Here is a 21,017-nt window from a genome sequence, read left to right on the forward strand (position 1 = left end):
AGGCCTTTTAAATTGAGTTTTATTAATGTTTTTTGGATTTTGAGAGGTAATTATATTTTTAGAATTTTCAGATTTTTGGAACGTTGTCGAAAATTTCATTTAAAATCGTTTCTTTATTCTGGGTAATCCTAATCTTAATCCCGTCAACCATTTCTATCGTTCCTCCTTCAGATTTCAATATTTTTTTTATATAAATAGGATTGATTAAATGGGAATGGTGTATCCTGATGAAACCTTTTTTTGAAAAATAACTACATATTTCCTTAAGATTTCTGGACACTATTCTAACTTCAGTTTGTTTGGCATCATGAATATTGGGTGAGATTATTTTACAATAATTCCCATTTGCTTCACACCTTATTATTTCATAGATATTTAGGATTTCAAAACCATTCAATATAGGGATGGCAATTTTTGATATCATCATATTTTTTATCCTTTCCATGGTTTTATTAGGGTATGGATAGTATACAAAGTGGATTATTTAGAGGGCAATAACCCATTTAAAATCAAATAATTTATAATCAAAACATTACAGATTCAAAACAGAGGTACTTTTTAATACTCAAGCAGACATATTTTATTTAACCAATCATCTTGGAAAAAAGTAATTCCCACTTTGATTAATAATAAATATATGAAATTAAAATGCTGAAAAAACTATTTGTATAACATTTTTTTAGGGTTAAATAAATATTAAATATTTAAAAATAACTATTTTGAAGATTTTTTACACATTCAAAATAGGCAATGGTACCAAAAATGAAGGCAACTGTACATTGATCTCTCCCAATAAGAATTGTTTTAACCTTTAATGGATTGGAATTTCTAATTTTATCATTCCCAGCAGGTTAAAAAACGATTTTACTTCATTCAATAACTATATCAAATTCTAACCTTTAATTTTTAAAAAAAATGAAAACCTATTTTAATTACTTCAAGTCTATTCCAAAATTTAATCTTTGGAAAATTCAGTTTTGGCTGTTTTTATCAGTTGTTTTGGTAGCATGGTCATGTTCAGAAAGCATTTTTGACGATGAGGATATCAATAACGACATCGCCATTTTATCTCAATCATTATCCTCCACTTTCGGGAAAATGGGTGTTTCCGATGCTGCAAATGGTGGCAATGTGGATGAATTTTATTTTTTGGCACCTACCATAGGCCAAGAGCCAAAATTCAATGGAAAGTTTAACCCAAATCTATCGCCAATAGTGGAAATCAGTGATGATTTCGAATTCAAGACTGTACTTCATTCATTTTCAAGGGAAGGATCAGGTTCAAATAAAATCATTTTAAATTCTGTAGAAGAGTTTTATGAAGCTCAATGGGATACTTCAAAATCAAGGGCGGAAAAAGGGAAAATATACCGGGTTAGGGTTCGAATTGGGGAAAAGGTTTTGGGATTTGTTGATGTGGCGATCGTTTCCAAAGAAACCAAAAAATTGGATAACAATATCGTACCATTGGTCGAAAAACAAACTCTAAGAGTTGTATATAGGCTTGAAGATAAAACATGCCCTGCCCGAATTGAAATTACACCAAAAGAAGCGACAATACTGGTAGATGGCGAGCAAAAATTTGAAGCAAAAGTGTATAATTTTTATGGAGAGTTATTGGAGAATTTGAAAGTTGAGTGGTTTGTTTCAGAAGAAGAAGTTGCATCAGTAGACCAAAACGGTTTGGCAAAAGGTAAGAAATTTGGTTTGACCAAAGTCAGTGCAAAATCATTTGATGTGGAAGGTTCTGCTGATTTGTTTGTGCAGGAATCTGTAGCACCTCGTCCAGGTAGAGATGTGGTGGTGTTCAATGATGTTAACCATATTGATAATACTTCATTGAATAATCCCAACAATCTTTTATTGGTTAGGAATTTGATTAATTATACTACGGTTGGTGATAGGGCAAATGGTACCCGCGTATGGTTTGATTGCGGAAGAAACTCTGGCTATCCTGAATCTTGCAATACCTCTGGAACCCATTCGAGACTACATAATGAAATCAGGAATTATGGCTTTGACCTGGATTTTATCAATTCATCCAATACACCATTGACCTCAATTCCTGATGATGTCAAAATCCTTTTCTTGTGGCTTCCAAAAGTTCAGTTTTCTGTTGCGGAAATTAATGAGATGAAATCATTCGCTGAAGAAGGCGGAAGAATTATTTTTATCGGAGAATGGGATGGCTTTTATACCAGTGTAGGTTTGGCCGTGGAAAATCAGTTCCTAATTAATATGGGTGCTTTCATGAGAAATGTAGGAAATGCGGTTGATTGTGGATACAACATTCTTCCTGGCACATCCTTAAGGCCCCATCCAATCATGAGAGATATGACGAATGTGACCATTGCCTGTGCATCTGTAATCGAACTAGGACCAAATGATTTTGCCCTTTATTATAATTCGAGAAACAACCTCGTTTTGGCAGGCGTGGCTCAAATTGATACTGCACCAATAACCGAATTAAAAAGCAGCAGGCTTGATCCTGGGTTCCTTAATGCCCGTAGAAATGCCGAACTTGATCCTGAAAAATCTACAGGGTACTAAAAAGAACTTAAAACTTAATCAAATCAACCTGAGGGAAATCAAATTTCCTCAGGTTTTTTTATTTTAGGGGAAAAGATTTTTATGGAGTAATTGACTTGTTACATTTGAAACCATATAAATTCAAAAAGAGTCTATGAAATTCCGACCCGTCTGTATCATTGCCATTTTGATTGGTTTGTTTACCTGTTGCACCCCATCTGCTGAAAAAAAAGCAAAAGCAATCATCGAAAAGTCAATTATTGCTCATGGGGGTGGAGAAACTTGGAAATCTTTAAATTCCTTTTCATTGGAAAAAGAATCTTGGCTATTTCTTGAAAATGGAGAGGTTGAAACACATTCGGTCCAAAACCTTGAATTTAGGCATCAGCCTTTTTTTGAAGCTAAAATTACCTGGAAAAAAGACAGCCTTGTCCACAAAGTGATTTTTGACGGAGTTAAGACAAGGTATTGGATGGGGGAAAATGAAATCCAAAATGAGGGCTTTTTGGATAGTAAAAAAAAGGATATTGATGCTGCTTACTATGTATTGACAAAACCTTTTGACCTATTTGAGCAAACCAAAAAATTAGAGTATCAAGGGGTTCATAAATTGGAAGATGGGAGGGAAGTAGAGACTGTTCAGGTGATTGACGGCGATCCAAATGATCCTGCTGTGGATATTTGGTGGTATTATTTTGATAAAGAATCTTTTCAGATCATTGGCTACAAAGTCAAAACCAGCGATCATTTCAGTATGGTATATAACTTAGATTGGGATAATTCAACCGGATTACTTTTTCCCAAAAAGAGAGAAAGCTATCGGGTGGATAGCTTGGGAAATCATTTTTACCTGAGGGCGAAATATGACTTTAGAAACTATTCAAAAGAATAGCTACTAGATTTTTGCCCTACTCAGTGGCATAGTCATACATCTAGGTCCGCCAAGTCCCCTTGATAGTTCTGATGATGGGATTTCAAGAACTTCTACACCCATATTTCTCAAAGCACGGTTGGTGTGGATATTTCTGTTGTAGGAAATCACCCTTCTTGGCCCTATTGCAAATACATTGGCACCGTCAAACCATTGCTCTCTCATAGAATAATCAGGTTTTCCGTCAGCTGTCGAAAGGATTTCAAGATGAGGAATTTCTTTTTCCAAAACTGTTAAAAGGGATTCATTCAAAACCTGTCTTTTGATATTTACTTTGTCGTCATGTATATCTTTCAAAGTGTAAAGTGAAGTCTGAAGGACAGAGTTTAATGCATCAGGATAGGTCAACACAAGGTTTTCATCCAAGATCGTAAAAACAGTATCGAGATGCATGTATTGTCTTTTTTTAGGCAAATGAACTTCATAGACTCTTTCGACGCTTCCCTCAGCCAATAAGGCTTTGGCTACATGGTAAATTGCTTTTTCATCTGTCCTTTCAGAATTTCCGATGGCCACAGCATGTTTGGATAAAACAATTACATCCCCTCCTTCAATACTTGGCGGGGAATCATGACCGTTGATAGGATAGAGACGGTTTACATGATCTTTGAAATCAACATGGTTTTCAAATATTGCCCTAAGAATATTGGCTTCCCTTTGTCTCCCTTCTTTTTTCATACTTGAGAAAATGATTCCTCCGGGGGTAATGGCCATGGGATCCCTTTGAAAATACAGGTTGGGACTTGGAGGAATGACAAATGCATAATCCAACAACTCGCCTGAAGACAGGTTTGGGATTTTCCGTTTGAGTTCATGGACTTTTACTCCTGCAGTCAGGGCCGTTGCGCATTCAGCTGTGGACAATCGGTCAAGAATATGTTCCTTAAAATGGGTCAGACCGGATTTAGTCAAAGCGTCATGCATGAGTTTTTCCAATATTCCCCTGTTAGAGAGAACCTGAATCAACAATTCATGAAGCCTATATACCTGTGCTCCGGTGGTTTGTTTGATTAGGTCAGTAAAAAAATCATGCTCCTTTTGCATCGCCTCAAGATAAGGAACATCCTCAAATAGAAGTAATTCCTTGTTGTAAGGAGTAAGCCGGTCAATTTCTTTTCCGGGGCGGTGCATCAAAACCGCTTTCAAAGTTCCAAATTCTGAGTTGAGACGTAGGTTCATATACTTTAAAGAATGGTCTGTTTAATTGATAAATAATTAACAATTATATTTAATCATTGTAAAATTATCAAAAAATAGTGTAAAAATTTAATAATATAAAAAACTGAAATCAAATTTTATTGATGGGATTGGATGTTCAATTCATAAAAGAAAAAAGACCGAAAACATGTTTTCGGTCTTTATTTAGAATTATTCCTATATCAAGAAAGCCATTTCTCTACATCCTCTTTTGTAGGATTGGAAACTTCTAGTTTCAGTTTCTTTCTCCTTCCGCAAACATCATTAAAGAGCTTGTTTGGATCCATTTCTTTCAACTGCTCGATGGTTTGGATATTCATGTCTCTGATTACAGGCAGCAATCCGATAGGGATGCCCAATTCCATAAAATCCTCATCTGAAGCGATTTTCAATTTCTTTTCAGGCCTCATTTGCGGGAAGAATAGGACTTCCTGTATGGTGGTTTTGTTTGTCAGCAACATCGTGAGTCTGTCTATTCCGATTCCCAATCCTGAGGTTGGAGGCATGCCGTATTCCAAAGCACGGAGAAAATCCTCATCCATGGCCATGGCCTCATCATCTCCACGAGCAGCCAATTTCAACTGATCTTCAAACCTTTCCCGCTGAACGATCGGGTCATTCAATTCCGAATAAGCATTGGCGATTTCTTTTCCATTGACAAATAGCTCAAATCGTTCCACCAATCCTTCTTTGGATCTATGTTTTTTGGCTAAGGGTGTCATTTCTACAGGATAGTCGGTGATGTACGTTGGTTGGATCAGATTGGCTTCCACTTTCTCGCCAAAAATTTCATCAATCAATTTGCCTTTACCCATGCTGTTGTCCACCTGAATGCCCAGATCTAGACATACCTGTCTAAGACCTGCTTCATCCATTTCGCTAACATCAATTCCCGCATATTCCTTGATGGAATCAAACATCGTTAACCTTCTATATGGCCCGGCAAAATCAATCTCTTTGTCAGCAACTTTCACTACAGTATTACCATGGATAGAAAGGGTGACTTTTTCGATCAAATCCTCGACCATTTCCATCATCCAGATGTAGTCCTTATAGGCTACATAGATTTCCATACTTGTGAATTCGGGGTTGTGGGTTCGGTCCATTCCCTCATTCCGGAACATTTTACCAAATTCATATACGCCTTCAAAACCACCGACAATCAATCTTTTGAGGTACAATTCATTGGCAATCCTCAGGTAAAGAGGCATATCCAGGGTATTGTGGTAAGTATTGAACGGACGTGCTGCTGCTCCTCCATGAACCTGCTGCAGGATGGGAGTTTCCACTTCCAGCCATCCGTGGTCATCAAAGTAACGGCGCATATTGGTAATGACCTTTGACCTTGTTACAAAAACCTCTTTCACTTCAGGATTGACCGTAAGGTCCACATACCGCTGTCTATATCTCATCTCAGGATCCGTAAACCCATCATAGATATTCCCTTCTTCATCTCTTTTTACGACAGGAAGGGGTTTGATAGATTTTGAAAGAATCTTCAAATCTGTGACATGGAGAGATATCTCACCCGTTTGGGTAGTAAAAATATAGCCCTTCAAACCAATGAAATCACCGATTCCCAAAAGTTTCTTGAATACTGTATTGTAGAAAGTCTTGTCTTCATCAGGGCACAAATCATCCCTTCTGAGGTAGATCTGAAGTCTTCCCGTAGAATCTTGGATTTCAGCAAAGGACGCAGAACCCATGATTCTTTTGGTCATCAATCTCCCTGCAATTGAAATATCCTTATAGTCAGTTTTTCTATTTTCGTAATTTTTATGGATATCTTCTGCTGTCACGTTGACAAAGAATGATTCAGCAGGGTAGGGGTTAATTCCCAACTTCATCAATTCTTCCCGGTCTTTTCTTCTTTCTAATTCCTGTTCGCTTAATACCTGCATTTCTCTATATGTTCAGTTCAAATAATTTTTAACCAATAACCAATAACCAATAACCAATAACCAATAACCTCTATTTCTTAGCCACTTTTCGCCTTGCGATTTCTCTTTTTACCAAGTCAAATTCCCTGCTGCTTTGGCCGGCAACCGAGGTGTTTTCTTCTGCCCTTCGGGATAGGTAAGGCATTACTTTTTCTACCGGTCCATAGGGGACGTATTTTACCACATTGTAACCGGCTTTTGCAAGGTTGAAGGAAATGTTGTCACTCATTCCATATAGCTGAGCAAAATATACACTTTCCTCTGAAGGGTTGATTCCATATTTTGAGATCAATTCCGTCAAAAGGTAGTTGCTTTTTTCGTTATGGGAACCGGAGACCAAGCCCATCGATTTGATGTTTTCAACACAAAATTCAAGGGCGGCATTATAATCCTTGTCTGAAGATTCTTTGGTTGGTTGGATGGGGCTAGGATATCCTTTTTCTGCGGCACGGTCTCTTTCCTTCTCCATATATGCTCCCCTGACTAATTTAGCGCCCAGCAAATATCCTTTTTCCAAGGCAACCTTATGGTCTCTTTTCAATTTTGCAAGTGAATCATGCCGGTACATCTGATAAGTATTGTACACAATGCAGGATTGCTTATTGTATTTTTCCATCGCATCATAGGCCATTCCATCGATCACATCCTGGAACCAAGATTCCTCCGCATCTATCAATATTTTGGTATTTGCTTTATAGGCTGCTTTACAAAGCTCATCAATCCTGATTTTGAGTTTATCGAATGAAGTCTTTTCCTTATCATTTAAAGTTTTACCATCTTGGATTTTGGTCATGATCTCAAAATCACCAAGTCCTGTGACTTTAAATACGGCAAAAGGAATATTTTCATCACCGGCGGATCTTTCTATAGTCCTTAGGATCTCATTTTTTGTAACTTCATAACTCGCTTCATCGCCTTCTCCTTCTACAGAATAGTCGAGGATGGTATGGATATGATATTTGGCCAATTCTTCTAATGCATGCTGACAATCATTGATGTCTTCTCCTCCGCAGAAATGTCCAAACATTGTTTTTTTCATGATTCCCTTGATGGGGAGGCCAAGGGCAAAAGACCAGTTGGCAAGCTTGGTTCCAACACTTACAGCTAGATTGTTGTTGACTGTAGCGAAAATCAGGTACATTTTTTTTAGCTCGGCATTGGATTTTGAAGCAAAGGCAACTTCAAGATTTTCAAAAGAAATATTGGGTTTGACAGGCATATAACTCAAATTACGGGGCAAATATATTAAAAAAACCTCATGGGGTAGGGGAATGTTTTGTTATTTGATGCCATATATAATGGAGTAAATTACAAAAACCTGATTATGAATGTTTGGATATATGAATATCCAATAATCAGCGAAAAAGCCAATTTGATTTCATCTTTTTCAAACCCCAATGCAAAATTATATTTTGAAATATACTTATTTTCTGATTGTACTTATTGAATTCTTAATGGTTCGTCTGATTTTTGAATAAAGAGTAAGAAATTATTTATAAATTAATTTGTTTTTAAAAAAGAGGCTCTTACTTTTGAAACATGTTAATCGCAGCATTCGCCTTCTTTAGCTTTTATTACTTTTACTTTCGTCTTCAAAGCCGAATCGGAGCTGCTTATTGTCTAGAAAAAATCTAAAAAATCATAAAGCAAAAAAAGCCCGGTTCGAAAGAGTCGGGCTTTTTTTATTAAACCTATCAAATCATGAAAGACCATTTACAAATCAAAGACTGGGGATTCGGAATAGAAGGCCATGTCATCATCGCAGGACCTTGTAGTGCTGAAACTCCTGAGCAGATCGAAAAAGTCTGCCTGGACATGAAAAAAGAAAACATGGTTCCTGATATGTTCCGCGCAGGAATCTGGAAACCTAGAACGAGACCGGGAAGCTTTGAAGGAATAGGTGAAGAAGGTTTGAAATGGATGGAAATTGTGAGGCATCACCTCAATATCCCCATCACAACCGAGGTTGGTAATGCTGCTCACGTGGAATTGGCATTGAAACACAAAGTCGATGTACTTTGGGTAGGAGCCAGAACTACTGTCAATCCATTTGCAGTACAGGAAATCGCCGATGCGCTCAAAGGAGTGGACATTCCTGTGATGATCAAAAACCCAATGAATCCAGACTTGCAGCTTTGGATCGGTGCTTTGGAAAGAATGCATGCAGTCGGAATCAATAAATTGGCGGCAATCCACAGAGGATTTTCTGATTCTTATGACAAAAGATTCAGAAACAAACCAAATTGGTCTATGCCGATCCACTTGAAAAGAGAGTGGAAAGGAATGGAAGTGATCAACGACCCGAGTCATATTGTTGGAAACAGAGAAGGAATTCTCGAAACCGCGCAGAGGGCAATCAATTTTGGTCTTGATGGTTTGATGATTGAGACTCACCATGATCCGGATAACGCCTGGTCTGATGCCAAGCAGCAGGTTACGCCAAAAAGATTGAAAGAAATCCTTTCTTTAATTGATTTCAAAGATACCCTAGGAAGTGAAAACCCTGGAGAAAGATTGAATGATTTGAGATCTGCAGTTGATCATTTGGACGATCAATTGTTGGATATTTTACAGGAGAGATTTTCCTTGATCGATCAAATCGGTGCCTATAAAAGAGAACATCACCTTACTGTATTCCAATCTGACAGGTGGAAATTTGTCATGGAATCCAGGACCCAAAAAGGAGTGCAGAAAAACCTTTCAGAGAAATTCATGAAAGAATTGCTTTACTGTATCCACGAAGAATCTGTGAAAAGGCAGGAAAAGCAATTGAGAGAAGCTGATCCCGTGAAAAAATGAAGGTAAGAAGTAAAAGGTAAGAGGTATCTGTCCTCACCTCTTACCTCTCACTTCTTACCTCCCAAAATAGATTTTCTATTTATACCTTAAATCCCCAATATTTTGGAGTCAGTAATATTTTCAAATAATATCTCTTTTGATTTGAGTAAATACCTGAATCAATTGGGCTATTCCCAATTGGGAGTGATCTCAGATTCAAATACTTCAAAATTCTGCTATCCGATTATCGAGAAGCTTTTGCCGGAAGGCCATAAACATTTTTCTTTTCCTGCCGGCGAAGCCAACAAAAACCTCAACACCTGTTCCCAAATCTGGCAATGGATGACAGATGAAGGCTTTGACAGAAAAGCTTTGATCATCAATCTTGGTGGGGGAGTAACAGGCGACATGGGAGGTTTCTGTGCGGCAACTTACAAAAGGGGAATCCGATTTATCAATATTCCGACAACTCTGCTCTCTCAGGTGGATGCCAGTGTCGGTGGAAAATTGGGGATTGATTTCAATGGTTTCAAAAACCACATCGGCGTATTTACCCAACCTGAACTTGTTTTGATTTCTGAAATTTTCCTTCAAACCCTTCCTTTGGAGGAAATGCGTTCGGGTTACGCTGAGGTTTTGAAGCACGGCTTGATCCAAAATGCCAATTACTTTTCTTGTCTCAAAATCGCAGATTGGGAAAAGCAAAATTGGAGGGAGATCATCGAAAAGTCTGTTCAGATCAAAAGGGAAGTGGTAGAAAAAGATCCTAAGGAAGCTGGATTGCGAAAAATTCTGAATTTTGGACATACGATCGGCCATGCTTTCGAATCTTTTTATCTCAATACCGATAAACATTTGCTCCATGGTGAAGCCATTGCGGTAGGGATGGTTTGCGAGGCTTTTCTTTCCCATAAAAAATCAGGATTGCCAAAAGAAGATCTCCAAATCATTACTGATGCCTTGACTGAAATTTACGGGTTTTTTCAGTTTTTCGAAGCTGATATCGATGATATCATCAAATTGTGCAGTCAGGATAAAAAGAATGAAGGATCAACGGTAAACTTTTCACTTTTGAGAAGAATAGGCAATTGTGATTACAACATCAAAGGAACAGCCGAAGAAATCAAAGAAGCCATCTCATTTTACCAATCATTAACTTCACAAGTTCAATTAAACCAATGAATCCAACCTTGGAAACTTTATTTCTAAGCCAGATTAGTGCTTTTCAACCTACAGTCATCCCGCTTCCATCGTCCAAAAGTGAAAGCAACAGGGCATTGGTCATCGATGCGCTTACCGAAGGTGAGAACAAATTAAGCAACCTTGCCGAAGCGCGTGATACCCAGACCATGATCAGGTTGCTAGGAGAAAATCCTGCAATATTTGATGTCTTGGATGCCGGTACGACAATGCGGTTTTTAACTGCTTTTGTTGCTGCAACCAATCAAAATAAGGTCATGACCGGAACGCCCCGTATGTGTGAAAGGCCAATCGGGATTTTGGTGGATGCATTGAGAGAAATAGGTGCGGAAATCCATTACATGAATAAGGAAGGTTTTCCACCTTTGGCCATTCATGGCCTGAAAGAACAAAAAACAAATAAAATCACAATCCGGGGAAACGTCAGTTCCCAATACATTTCAGCACTGTTGATGATTGCGCCGGTGCTTCCTATGGGACTCGAATTGGAACTGACAGGAAAAATCGGATCGAGGACATATATCGAAATGACCCTTGAACTCATGGCTGCTTTTGGTATAAAGTATGCTTGGGAAGGAAATTTCATCAAAGTTTCCCATCAAGCTTATCAACCTACCCAATTCAATGTCGAAAGTGATTGGTCGGGAGCAAGTTATTGGTTCAGCTTATTGGCATGTTCAGATGAAGGAGAATTGTTTTTGGAAGGCCTGAAAGAAAACAGCCTGCAGGGTGACTCCAAAATCGTGGACATCATGGACAGGCTTGGTGTCAAAAGTGAATTTCAAAATGGTGGGGTCAAACTCACCAAACAACCTGTCAAAGGACTTGATTCCTGGGATTTTACACATTGCCCGGATCTTGCACAGACAGTGGCTGTGACTTGTGCGATCATTGGTCAAAAGACAAAATTTACAGGATTGGAAAGTTTGAGGATCAAGGAAACTGATAGGATTTATGCTTTGCAGCAAGAATTGGGGAAGTTCAATGCCCAACTCAAAGAAGGAGAAAATGAAGTTTTTACCTTGATTCCTTCCGTGACAATGCCTAATGAGGTCCATATTCACACCTATGATGACCACAGGATGGCCATGGCATTTATGCCGCTGATGACCAAAACGAAGGTGATTATCGAAGATCCTTCAGTGGTTAATAAATCGTATCCGAGTTTTTGGAAACACGTTTCCTTAATAGACATTAGACATTAGACATTAGACAAAAGACACAAGACTTTGGGTCTTTCCTCTCACATCTCAAATCTCCCGTCTCACATCTAGAAATGAAAGGCACCTACACAATCCTTCTTCTGATCCTTTCCAATACCTTTATGACCATGGCCTGGTACGGGCATTTGAAATTCAAAGACTTGAAGTGGTTTGAAAATCTCGGTTTGATCTCGATCGTTTTGATCAGTTGGGGAATCGCTTTCTTTGAATACATATTTCAGGTTCCTGCCAATAGGATAGGGTTCAGAGAAAACGGCGGGCCTTTTTCTTTGGTAGAATTGAAAGTGCTTCAGGAGGTAATCACTTTGGTTGTATTCATGATTTTCACTTTGGTGTTTTTCAAGAATGAAACCATCAAACTAAACCATATCATCGGCTTTGGATTTCTGGTTTTGGCAGTTTATTTTATTTTCAAAAAATAATATGAAAGTCGCCATTCAGGGAATTCCGGGATCTTTTCACCATCAGGTTGCGCTAAATTATTTTGGGGCAGAAACTGAAATCGAGGGTTTCAGGACTTTTGAGGAAGTCGCCAAGGCAGTTCAAAGAAGGGAGGTTCCTTACGGAGTCATGGCGATCGAGAACTCCATTGCTGGAGCCATTCTCCCAAATTATGACCTTATCGACAGGCACGGTTTACATATTTTTGAAGAATACTACCTGCCGATTTCCCACAACCTTATGGTTTTGCCTGGGCAAAAAATCACGGATATCAAAGAGGTAAAATCCCATCCTATGGCATTGCTTCAGTGCAAGCGATTTTTTGAGGATTATCCTGATATAAAATTGATCGATGATGTGGATACGGCTACTGTTGCAAGGCGGATTTCTGATGAAAAAATCAAAGGATTGGGTGCCATTGCAAGCTCGACAGCCGCAAAAATCTATGGTTTGGAAATCCTAGCCCATGACATTCAGACGATCAAAAACAATTTTACCCGTTTCATACTCCTGCAAGAAGACAAACCGCAGCAATCTGAAAAACCCAATAAAGCCTCATTCAAAATCACTATCAGAAATGAAAAGGGAAGTCTTGCCAAGCTCCTGACTTTGCTCAGTGAAAATGACCTTGACTTGAGTAAAATCCAATCCATTCCGGTTATTGAAAATCCCTGGCACTATGCGTTTTTCATAGATGCGCAATTTGACGATTACGCCAAATACCTGAAGGCCATCGACGCCGTCAATCAAAATGGGGGAGAAGTGAAGATTTTTGGTGAATATGTAAGCAGGAAATAAGATGAAGGGATTTTCCAAACGGACAGATAGCATTCAGGAATATTACTTTTCCCAAAAACTCAAAGAGGTCAACCGACTGCGGGAGGAAGGAAAGCCAATCATCAACATGGGAATTGGAAGTCCGGACCTGCCGCCTCATCCATCTGTTGTAGATGCTTTGCACCAATCTTCTTCATTGCCAACGAGCCATGGCTACCAAGGCTATCAGGGAATTCCTGCTTTGAGAACCGCCTACGCTGATTTTTACCAAAGTCATTATGGGGTAAACTTATTAGCCGATGCGGAAATATTGCCCCTATTGGGTTCAAAGGAAGGTATCATGCACATTTCCATGACTTTTTTAGACGAGGGAGATCAGGTTTTGGTCCCAAATCCCGGTTACCCAACCTACACTTCTGTGACCAAAATGCTTTTGGCGGAGCCTGTTTATTATGACTTAAAATCAGAAAATGGCTGGTATCCTGATTTTGATGAACTCGAAAAAAAGGACTTAGGCAAAGTCAAACTGATGTGGGTCAATTATCCGCATATGCCTACAGGCGCTAAGGCTGATTTGAAGGTTTTAGAAAAGCTGATTGCATTTGGGAGAAAGCATCACATCATAATCGTCAATGACAATCCCTACAGCTTTGTTTTGGAGGATAATCCAAAAAGTATTTTCCAGATTACAGGAGCCAAAGAAGTAGCTTTGGAACTCAATTCCCTCAGCAAAACTTCAAATATGGCCGGTTGGCGGGTTGGTTTTGTCGCAGGTAAACCCGAATGGATCACTGCCATCACCAAAGTCAAAAGCAATATGGATTCAGGGATGTTTCTCGGAATCCAACAAGGGGCCATCGCAGCCATGTCATTGGGAAGGGATTGGTATGGAGGACTGAATGAAATTTATTCCAAAAGAAGAAAACTGATTTGGGAATTGGCAGAAAAATTGGGTTTGGAATTTGAAAAGGACACAGCAGGCATGTTTGTATGGGCTAAATTGCCTCAGGGAAAAACATCTGATGAATTGTTAGATAACCTACTTTACAACAAATCTATTTTTGTTACACCCGGACATATTTTCGGAACACAAGGGGAAGGTTACATAAGATTTTCACTTTGTGTCAAAGAGGAATCCATCAAAGAAGCAATAAATCGATTATCATAAACGCATCACCCACATATATTTTCAACAATGAAAAAAATACACATTATCGGTTTGGGTCTATTAGGAGGATCTTTTTCCCTAGCATTAAAACAAGTTAAGCCGGAAATCCATTTTACCGGATTCGATTCCAATCCCCAAAACCTTCAGGATGCACTTACTTTAGGCATCATCGATGAAGCCAAAGAAAAGGCCGATGCGGACACAGATATCATCGTTTTGGCCACGCCTGCAAATACTTTGTCAGAATTATTAATCCAAACTTTGGATGAAATTGGTTCTGAAACATTAGTGATGGATTTCGGATCGACCAAAGAATTGCTTTGTCAGGCGGTTGCAGAGCATCCCAAAAGAGATCACTACCTGGCCGGCCACCCGATAGCAGGAACAGAATATTCCGGCCCAAAAGCTGCCAAAGCGGACCTCTTGGACAGAAAGGTTTTTATCATCTGTGAAATGGAAAAGACGGACATCCACCTGAAAGCCAAAGCATATGAGATATTGGAAGCGCTGAATATGAAACTGCGGTTTATGGATCCTGAGGAGCATGACAAGCACTTGGCCTTCGTTTCCCATCTGTCGCACATTACTTCGTTTATGTTGGGCAAGACCGTTTTGGATAAAATGGAAGATGAAAAAAACATCTTTGACATGGCGGGAAGTGGTTTTGCTTCGACGGTCAGGTTGGCCAAAAGTTCGCCGGGAATGTGGGCTCCGATTATGCAGGAAAACAAGAAAAATATCCTTGAGGCTATGAGCTTGTACATTTCTAACCTTTCGAAGTTCCGTGATAAAATCATTGCCGATGACTACGAAGGATTGTACCACGAAATGGAAAAAACCAACAAAATCAAGGATATCCTGGATTTGGGGAAATAATCAAGTTTGCAGTAATCAGCCTCTGTACAGTATCCACCGGCAACTTGTTTTTCTGTTTACTGAAAAAAAACTGGCCTAAGTTTTGAATCTTCCGTACAAGACTTAAAAAAAACCAATATTATGAAAAAGCTACTATTTGCATTGCCGTTTTTATTCCTGTTGGGATCTGTTTTTGCACAGGAAAATATTCCGCTTATTCAGGTCGAGGGAACAAGCGAACTCAGCATCATGCCGGATGAAGCATTGATGTTTATCAACCTCTCAGAAAAAGCACTGAAAGTTTCCGAGGCTACCAATGCACTGAACAAGAAGACAAAATCAATTGAGGATGCTCTCAAAAAAACCAGGGTAAGCGGATACACTTTTACCGTGGACAATTATTTTGTCAATGTCAACAGGGTTTATTCCAACAACTCTTCCAAAGACAGTGGCTATGTTGCTGCCCAAACCATCAAAGTCAGGGTAAAAATTGCAGAACAGAATTTGGTGAAAATCACTGAAGCATTGCATCAGACGACAGATATGACTTACAATGTGCAGTTTCAGGTTTCGGATGCCTTGAGAAAATCATCTGCTGCCAAATTGCTCGAACTCGCCATTGCTGATGCAAAATCAAAAGCAGAGGTAATTGCAAAATCATTGGGGTTGTCAAAACTCCAAGTCCATAATGTCACCTATACCTCAGGAAATAACAACTACATGCCCGTCATGCGTAATGCCAAAGCCATGTTGGCCATGGATACGAGTGAATCATACCAAGAACCGACTTTCAGTCTTGAGGAGCAAAAGCTCAATGACAGGGTGATGGTTTCTTTTTCATTTTCAAAGTAGAAATATGAAAAAGTAAGAATATCAAAATTGAAAGCCACTGCTGAAAAGTACCAGCCCTTTTTGGCGGTGGCTTTTCTGTTGATGATTTTATAGCAGTTTCTTAACAGCCCCTTCATCTCTTTTATTTTTCTTCTGTTTAGTATTGGTAAACAAAAATCCGGTTCCAATGCTGACATTCCTATTCCTTTTTTCCTTCCTGTTTCCAAATATTTCGATTCAATCCTCTGATTCAATCTCCAAACCTGCCAAAGAATTCTGGTTTTGGAATCAGTATGACCTTCCAAGAAATGCAGCTACAAAGTCTTCTGATGAAACCGTTTATTTGAAAGATTTTAAAAAGTTTGGTTCAGGTTTTTCTGACTCATCAAACAGCCTGAATCAACCGGTTTCTTCTATTTTTCAGCTGTTTGAAAACTTTTCTGTCGGTTTTTCCAAACCGTTTACTTTGGAGTTTTTGTTACTCACCCATGTCAATAATCCGGTTGGGATTTCTTGGGAATTTTGGAAAGAAGATGATTTGGAATTGGCTATTTCGGTATTTGATAAAAAAGTGACTACCGGCATGATAGAAAAAGGGATTTGGCAGAATTCAGAATTCAATTCCAAATCCTGGAAAAAATACTGGAATCACTACTTGCTAAACTTTGATGGGAAAAACATCACACTTTTTGAACAAGGCGAAATGGTTTGGCAAAAGGAATTGGACAAAACTTTGGAAGGAAGTCAGTTGGTCTTAAAATCCTTTTTGGAAAAGGAGCCTTACATGGAAGCCCATGATTTAATAAAGAAAGCGGCGATATTCAACCAAGACCTCACAGAACAGGAAATTGCCAGTATTATTTCGAAAGTAGAAAAGCAAATCAGTGCAGGAAAGCTCTATTCTGACAAGTTCCATTTGATGGTAGGTCCATATCTCAATGATATTGGTGAGAATTCTGCCCAATTGGTTTGGGAAACAGATCGGGCCTCCAAAGCCATCTTGACCTATGGAGAAAAACTTCCCTTGGAAATGTCTAAGAATTTTGACTCAGGAAACGATCTCATCAGAACCATTACTTTAGAAAATCTGAATCCCGGGACAACCTATTTTTACAGGCTGGATTTGGAATCTGAAAGCGGAGAGAAATTATCTACTCAGGTTCTTTCTTTCCAAACAGCAAAGCAAAGAGGCAATCCTTTTCTTTTTGGAATCATCAGTGATACAGAAAGCAGACCGCAGGTCAATAACCAAGTTGCCCAACGACTTTGGGAAGAAAGACCTGATTTTTTGATTCATCTAGGGGATCTGACGGATGGTGGATGGAAAGATTCCAAGTTTGAGTGGACAATGGAATATTTTCAGGGAACGGGGGTTTTAACTTCAAGGATTCCCATTGCGACTGTTCCGGGAAATGGGGACGGAGACCTTCATTGGTACAAACAATACCATCCGCAATCAGGTGAAAAGGGCTTTTACCGTTTCGATTACGGAGACGCTTCCTTTTTTATGCTCAACAGCAATCCCCGAAAAGACCTTCAGAAAGGAGGAGAACAGTATGTTTGGCTAGAAAATGAAATGGCCAAAAGTGGAGCAAAATGGAAATTTGTCGTGCTTCACCATGCACCTTATTCTGCAGATGAGGATGATTATGGCAATACCTGGAAGGAACCCGGAAATCAGGGTGATTCACAACTGAAAGACTTGATTTCACTGGTTGAAGCCAATGAAGTTGATATGGTTTTCTTCGGACATCTGCATACTTATATGCGGTCGCATCCTTTGAAAGGGGACAAAGTCGATTCTGAAAAAGGAACAATCTATGTGCAGGCAGGAGGATCTGGAGGCAACTTGGAGGACAATGCCCCTGCCAGAACCTGGTTTACCGCAAAAAATTACAGAGGACATCATTATTGTACCGTTCAAGTCGTTGGGGATTTTTTGGAACTTAGAACTTACAATCTGGAGGGTGGCTTGATTGATTCTTTCCAAATAAAAAAGTAAAATCAAGAGCTTATTCCATATTTTCAAAGAAATAAACAACGAGCATCCTTACTATTTCCTTTCCTTCATTGACGGGATTGTGCTCCAATCGTCCGTCAAAAAGCATGGAATCTCCTTCAAAAAGTTCGACGGTCTGATCACGGAAAATGTATTTGACTGTACCCTGAAGGATATATTTGAATTCAAACGCATCGGTGGTTACAAAATTTCTAACTGAACCGGGCAAGATTTCGAGCAAAACAAAATCGACTGCTCCTGATTTGATTTTTCTTGTGAAGATGCGCTCGTACTGATAGCCTGAAGCAGGTTCTTTTTCGAATTTGCTGTATTCTTCTTTCCTGAGAACCAAAACTGGAGCTTCCCTACCATCAAGGCTAAGGTCATTGAAAAAGAAGTTCAGATCCACTTCCAGGGCTTTGATGATCTGCATCAGCACGAGCAGCGATGGGAGTGTCCTCGAGTTTTCAATCTGTGAGATCAAACCCTTCGTGACGCCCGCCCTTTCGGCAATTTCCTGAATGGTAAGGTTTTTATCCTTTCTGATGCTTTTGATCTTTTGGCTGATCTGAACCAAGATTTCGTTTTCCATAATGAAAAATAGCAGGATATCTAAATATACCCTAGTCCTTAGCTTATTTTCTCTACCACCTCTTCGCCTAGACCAAATGAAAGCGTCATTCCCGCTCCGCCCATTCCATTGACAATCCAGACTTGTGGACTTGCCTGATGGATAAACTCCGTCGCTCCATCAGTCATCTTGGGGTAAATCCCATGCCAGGAAGATTCCAAAGTCCAGTCTTTGAAAGCCGCAAAAGTTTTCAAAAAATCAGTGATTTTTTTGTTGATATCCTCCCTGTCAAACGGATCCAAATGCCTGCCATACTCGTGGCTGTCACCGATGGTCAGTTGCCCGTTTCCATTTTGGGAAACCATCACATGGATACCGAGATCCAATAAATCAGGATATTGTTCCTCATATATAGACTTGAGTTTGGCCAAAGAAGGAGCTACATGAAAACCTTTGTAATGGATAAAGCTCAGGCCTGCACAAAGCGGCGGTCCGATACGCCAATTCTCCGGTTGCTTGGCAAGGCGCATCATCTGAAGTTTACATTTGGTGATGGGAGTGGCATCAAAAATTTCGGGATAGAGCGTTTCAAAATCTGCTCCGCTACAGACAAAAATCTGCTCAGCTTCCCAGGTTTGGTTTCCTGACCTGACTTTGTTTCCGTTGATTTCAGTGACTGCCTTATTCCATTCGAAGGTTACATTTTCTAGAGATTCAAGGAAAGCAGCTGTTTGCCAGATGGCTTCCCTGGGATCTACGATCATTTCTTCTTCTGTCCAAAGTGCACCTTTGAGCCCATTTACGATAGCGGCCTTGCTCTTTTCTGCGGTCTGTGCTGGATTTAAATGAAAGGCTGATTTGATGCCCTGCATTGCTGCCACATATTCTTCGACCACCTGATTTTCCAGGTCAGTATATGCAAGGTGTAATGATCCGGTTTCTTCTGCCCAGAATTTTGCCTTCTTGCTCATTTCCATCCAAATTGCCCTTGATCGCATAGCCCTGTCAAAGGTCGGACCTTGTGCTTGTCCGACTGGCCATACCATTCCAAAGTTCCGGATGGATGCACCAACCGGTTTGGGATTTCTTTCGATGACGGTGACTTTCCAACCTTTGTTTGAAAGTGCTCTTGTGACGGCCAATCCGACGATTCCTGAGCCAATGACGATTGCTGATGGTTGCATGGTTTATATTTTTGAAGCCAAAGAAATGTTTTCAACGGTTCCCGACTCGTAGGTTTTTGTTTTTCTTTTAAAATATAACAGAGTAAAAAGCATCATTCCTGTCCCGATACTTAGCATCACCAAGATGCCTTGGGTGTAGAAAAGGTGCCAACTCATGTCCTGCAAAATACCAAACTGTTTGATGGTGACGATACCCACCGAACCCAAATATCCGAAGCTATCTGCCAGGTACATCAGGAATCCCACATTTCCTGCTGACTTGAACGAGGCAATCAGCCTGTCAAACAACAGACAGTTGAATGGAATGTAGCCCATATAAATCCCTGTCCCGGTCAAGACAACCCAAAGGAAGGGTGGAATGAGGCCCAACTGTAGCAAAATAGTAGCGCCTACGGCCAGGACAAGTCCTGCAATGATGATCCAATGGTATAGGAACAGTGCCTTTTGGTTGTTTTTGACCAAAACCAAGAGCGCCATCATGACCAAAAGAATTAGGGTAATAGGAATTTCTGTTTGTGTAAGTAGCTCAGGATTGACATTGATTCCCATTGTCTCCCATATTTCCACCGCAAAATTGTCTCTGATGTCACGGAGCGCGGTAAGCACCACATAGACCAACACAAGAATGATGATTCCCGGCTTGAAAGCATTGAAGAAATCAACTCTTTCTTTTTTGGACATGGGCGTTCGGACAGAGCGCAAGGCCACGTCTTCGCGATTTGGTGGAGGAGTCTGATTGAGCAAAATAACAGAAATCACAAGCAAAGGCATGAAAATTCCACCCGTCCAAAATGGCATCCAAAGTTCGGAGACAGCCCATTCGTCCATCAGGTATTTACCTATTGTTTTGACCAAACCGGAGGAGAAAACAAAACTGACAGCCAGGATACTTCCCATCATTTCAGTAAATTTTCTCCCTTCCAGGTAATGGAAAACCAATCCCCAAATCAATCCCAACGGAAATCCATTGACCAAAAAACAAAGGATATTGAATGGTGCTGGTAGTACCGCAAAACCCAACAATCCCATCCACGAAATGCCGATTAAGGTTAAAATCAAAACCGCCCTCCTTTCAGGTTTGAGTTCTGAGATCATTTTGATACCATAGAATTTGCTCGCCATGTAGCCAAAAGTCTGCGCCAAAATCAGCCAGACCTTCAGGTCCATTCCCATAAATAACTCCCCCTCAAAAGTCGCTGCCGCAAAAGGTTTTCTAAAAGCATACATGCTGCTATAAGTCAAAAAGGCCATCACTGCCGCAAACAAACTCATGCTAAAGTTGCTGCTTTGGGCAAGTTTTTTTGAGACGAAAGGAAGCTTCAGCATGGGAAAAAAATAGAAATCTGAGTCGTTTTTTAAGGAACTCTCCAAGGGTTCCGAACCCTTGGAGAGT

18 protein-coding genes are annotated in these 21,017 nt (G+C 39.8%); 11 read left to right on the top strand and 7 right to left on the bottom strand.

What is annotated here, in order from left to right; genetic code table 11:
* Nucleotides 1–67 precede the first annotated feature (67 nt).
* Nucleotides 68–445 carry a LytR/AlgR family response regulator transcription factor gene (locus tag NU887_RS06275; RefSeq protein ID WP_258422517.1) on the bottom strand — a complete coding sequence of 126 codons (378 nt, stop codon included), beginning with the start codon at nt 443–445 and terminating at the stop codon, nt 68–70.
* A gap of 470 nt (nt 446–915) precedes the next feature.
* Here NU887_RS06275 and NU887_RS06280 point away from each other — a divergent pair, with 470 nt between their 5' ends.
* Both NU887_RS06280 and NU887_RS06285 read left to right on the top strand, forming a co-directional pair.
* On the top strand, nt 916–2,550 hold the full coding sequence (locus NU887_RS06280) for an Ig-like domain-containing protein (RefSeq protein ID WP_258422518.1): 1,635 nt from the start codon (nt 916–918) through the stop codon (nt 2,548–2,550).
* Nucleotides 2,551–2,683: 133 nt separating this feature from the next.
* A complete protein-coding gene (locus NU887_RS06285; RefSeq protein ID WP_258422519.1) occupies nt 2,684–3,421 on the top strand; it encodes a hypothetical protein in 738 nt (245 codons plus the stop codon).
* Nucleotides 3,422–3,424: 3 nt separating this feature from the next.
* Here NU887_RS06285 and NU887_RS06290 read toward each other — a convergent pair whose 3' ends face one another.
* The 3 genes from NU887_RS06290 to NU887_RS06300 form a co-directional block, all read right to left on the bottom strand.
* Nucleotides 3,425–4,639 carry an arginine deiminase gene (locus NU887_RS06290; protein ID WP_258422520.1) on the bottom strand — a complete coding sequence of 405 codons (1,215 nt, stop codon included), beginning with the start codon at nt 4,637–4,639 and terminating at the stop codon, nt 3,425–3,427.
* Nucleotides 4,640–4,839: 200 nt separating this feature from the next.
* The gene (lysS, locus tag NU887_RS06295; protein WP_258422521.1) at nt 4,840–6,558 is read right to left on the bottom strand and encodes a lysine--tRNA ligase; all 1,719 of its coding nucleotides are present in this window, start codon (nt 6,556–6,558) and stop codon (nt 4,840–4,842) included.
* 70 nt (nt 6,559–6,628) lie between these two features.
* Nucleotides 6,629–7,816 (bottom strand): proline dehydrogenase family protein, encoded by a 1,188-nt coding sequence (locus tag NU887_RS06300; RefSeq protein ID WP_258422522.1) that lies wholly within the window; start codon nt 7,814–7,816, stop codon nt 6,629–6,631.
* A 482-nt stretch (nt 7,817–8,298) separates the two neighbouring features.
* Between NU887_RS06300 and NU887_RS06305 the strand changes: the two genes are divergently transcribed.
* The 9 genes from NU887_RS06305 (at nt 8,299) to NU887_RS06345 (ending at nt 17,872) form a co-directional block, all read left to right on the top strand.
* Nucleotides 8,299–9,396, top strand: a complete 1,098-nt coding sequence (locus NU887_RS06305; RefSeq protein WP_258422523.1) for a bifunctional 3-deoxy-7-phosphoheptulonate synthase/chorismate mutase type II — start codon at nt 8,299–8,301, stop codon at nt 9,394–9,396.
* A 102-nt stretch (nt 9,397–9,498) separates the two neighbouring features.
* Nucleotides 9,499–10,557 carry a 3-dehydroquinate synthase gene (gene aroB / locus NU887_RS06310; RefSeq protein ID WP_258422524.1) on the top strand — a complete coding sequence of 353 codons (1,059 nt, stop codon included), beginning with the start codon at nt 9,499–9,501 and terminating at the stop codon, nt 10,555–10,557.
* Nucleotides 10,554–11,780, top strand: coding sequence for a 3-phosphoshikimate 1-carboxyvinyltransferase (locus NU887_RS06315; protein WP_258422525.1), 1,227 nt, complete (start codon nt 10,554–10,556; stop codon nt 11,778–11,780). The genes aroB and NU887_RS06315 overlap by 4 nt, the downstream gene beginning before the upstream one ends.
* Nucleotides 11,781–11,851: 71 nt before the next feature.
* Entirely contained in the window at nt 11,852–12,220 is a 369-nt protein-coding gene (locus tag NU887_RS06320) for a DMT family protein (protein WP_258422526.1), read from the top strand.
* Nucleotide 12,221: 1 nt separating this feature from the next.
* Nucleotides 12,222–13,037 carry a prephenate dehydratase gene (locus tag NU887_RS06325; protein ID WP_258422527.1) on the top strand — a complete coding sequence of 272 codons (816 nt, stop codon included), beginning with the start codon at nt 12,222–12,224 and terminating at the stop codon, nt 13,035–13,037.
* Nucleotide 13,038: 1 nt separating this feature from the next.
* Nucleotides 13,039–14,184, top strand: coding sequence for a pyridoxal phosphate-dependent aminotransferase (locus NU887_RS06330; protein WP_258422528.1), 1,146 nt, complete (start codon nt 13,039–13,041; stop codon nt 14,182–14,184).
* 27 nt (nt 14,185–14,211) lie between these two features.
* Complete coding sequence (locus NU887_RS06335) at nt 14,212–15,060, top strand: prephenate dehydrogenase (protein WP_258422529.1); 849 nt, start codon at nt 14,212–14,214, stop codon at nt 15,058–15,060.
* A 120-nt stretch (nt 15,061–15,180) separates the two neighbouring features.
* Nucleotides 15,181–15,891, top strand: coding sequence for an SIMPL domain-containing protein (locus NU887_RS06340; RefSeq protein WP_258422530.1), 711 nt, complete (start codon nt 15,181–15,183; stop codon nt 15,889–15,891).
* Between the two features lie 166 nt (nt 15,892–16,057).
* On the top strand, nt 16,058–17,872 hold the full coding sequence (locus NU887_RS06345) for a metallophosphoesterase family protein (protein WP_258422531.1): 1,815 nt from the start codon (nt 16,058–16,060) through the stop codon (nt 17,870–17,872).
* A 10-nt stretch (nt 17,873–17,882) separates the two neighbouring features.
* Here the strand turns inward: NU887_RS06345 and NU887_RS06350 are convergent, their stop codons facing one another.
* From NU887_RS06350 to NU887_RS06360, 3 genes are read right to left on the bottom strand one after another with little or no spacing between them, the layout of a single operon-like run.
* Nucleotides 17,883–18,461: a helix-turn-helix domain-containing protein gene (locus NU887_RS06350; RefSeq protein WP_258422532.1), complete on the bottom strand. Its 579-nt coding sequence runs from the start codon at nt 18,459–18,461 to the stop codon at nt 17,883–17,885.
* Between the two features lie 38 nt (nt 18,462–18,499).
* Nucleotides 18,500–19,624 carry a TIGR03364 family FAD-dependent oxidoreductase gene (locus NU887_RS06355; protein ID WP_258422533.1) on the bottom strand — a complete coding sequence of 375 codons (1,125 nt, stop codon included), beginning with the start codon at nt 19,622–19,624 and terminating at the stop codon, nt 18,500–18,502.
* A gap of 3 nt (nt 19,625–19,627) precedes the next feature.
* Nucleotides 19,628–20,950 (bottom strand): DUF5690 family protein, encoded by a 1,323-nt coding sequence (locus NU887_RS06360; RefSeq protein WP_258422534.1) that lies wholly within the window; start codon nt 20,948–20,950, stop codon nt 19,628–19,630.
* Nucleotides 20,951–21,017 lie beyond the last annotated feature (67 nt).

This window comes from Aquiflexum gelatinilyticum (genome assembly GCF_024741135.1).
Taxonomy (GTDB): Bacteria; Bacteroidota; Bacteroidia; order Cytophagales; family Cyclobacteriaceae; genus Cognataquiflexum; species Cognataquiflexum gelatinilyticum.

What these genes read in the sequence shown, in the direction of transcription:
- NU887_RS06285 (WP_258422519.1), top strand. Translation starts at nt 2,684, where the DNA reads ATGAAATTCCGACCCGTCTGTATCATTGCCATTTTGATTGGTTTGTTT.
- NU887_RS06290 (WP_258422520.1), bottom strand. Translation starts at nt 4,639, where the DNA reads ATGAACCTACGTCTCAACTCAGAATTTGGAACTTTGAAAGCGGTTTTG.
- NU887_RS06320 (WP_258422526.1), top strand. Translation starts at nt 11,852, where the DNA reads ATGAAAGGCACCTACACAATCCTTCTTCTGATCCTTTCCAATACCTTT.
- NU887_RS06325 (WP_258422527.1), top strand. Translation starts at nt 12,222, where the DNA reads ATGAAAGTCGCCATTCAGGGAATTCCGGGATCTTTTCACCATCAGGTT.
- NU887_RS06315 (WP_258422525.1), top strand. Translation starts at nt 10,554, where the DNA reads ATGAATCCAACCTTGGAAACTTTATTTCTAAGCCAGATTAGTGCTTTT.
- NU887_RS06275 (WP_258422517.1), bottom strand. Translation starts at nt 445, where the DNA reads ATGGAAAGGATAAAAAATATGATGATATCAAAAATTGCCATCCCTATA.
- NU887_RS06305 (WP_258422523.1), top strand. Translation starts at nt 8,299, where the DNA reads ATGAAAGACCATTTACAAATCAAAGACTGGGGATTCGGAATAGAAGGC.
- NU887_RS06330 (WP_258422528.1), top strand. Translation starts at nt 13,039, where the DNA reads ATGAAGGGATTTTCCAAACGGACAGATAGCATTCAGGAATATTACTTT.
- NU887_RS06345 (WP_258422531.1), top strand. Translation starts at nt 16,058, where the DNA reads ATGCTGACATTCCTATTCCTTTTTTCCTTCCTGTTTCCAAATATTTCG.
- lysS (WP_258422521.1), bottom strand. Translation starts at nt 6,558, where the DNA reads ATGCAGGTATTAAGCGAACAGGAATTAGAAAGAAGAAAAGACCGGGAA.
- NU887_RS06300 (WP_258422522.1), bottom strand. Translation starts at nt 7,816, where the DNA reads ATGCCTGTCAAACCCAATATTTCTTTTGAAAATCTTGAAGTTGCCTTT.
- NU887_RS06350 (WP_258422532.1), bottom strand. Translation starts at nt 18,461, where the DNA reads ATGGAAAACGAAATCTTGGTTCAGATCAGCCAAAAGATCAAAAGCATC.
- NU887_RS06335 (WP_258422529.1), top strand. Translation starts at nt 14,212, where the DNA reads ATGAAAAAAATACACATTATCGGTTTGGGTCTATTAGGAGGATCTTTT.
- NU887_RS06340 (WP_258422530.1), top strand. Translation starts at nt 15,181, where the DNA reads ATGAAAAAGCTACTATTTGCATTGCCGTTTTTATTCCTGTTGGGATCT.
- NU887_RS06360 (WP_258422534.1), bottom strand. Translation starts at nt 20,950, where the DNA reads ATGCTGAAGCTTCCTTTCGTCTCAAAAAAACTTGCCCAAAGCAGCAAC.
- NU887_RS06280 (WP_258422518.1), top strand. Translation starts at nt 916, where the DNA reads ATGAAAACCTATTTTAATTACTTCAAGTCTATTCCAAAATTTAATCTT.
- NU887_RS06355 (WP_258422533.1), bottom strand. Translation starts at nt 19,624, where the DNA reads ATGCAACCATCAGCAATCGTCATTGGCTCAGGAATCGTCGGATTGGCC.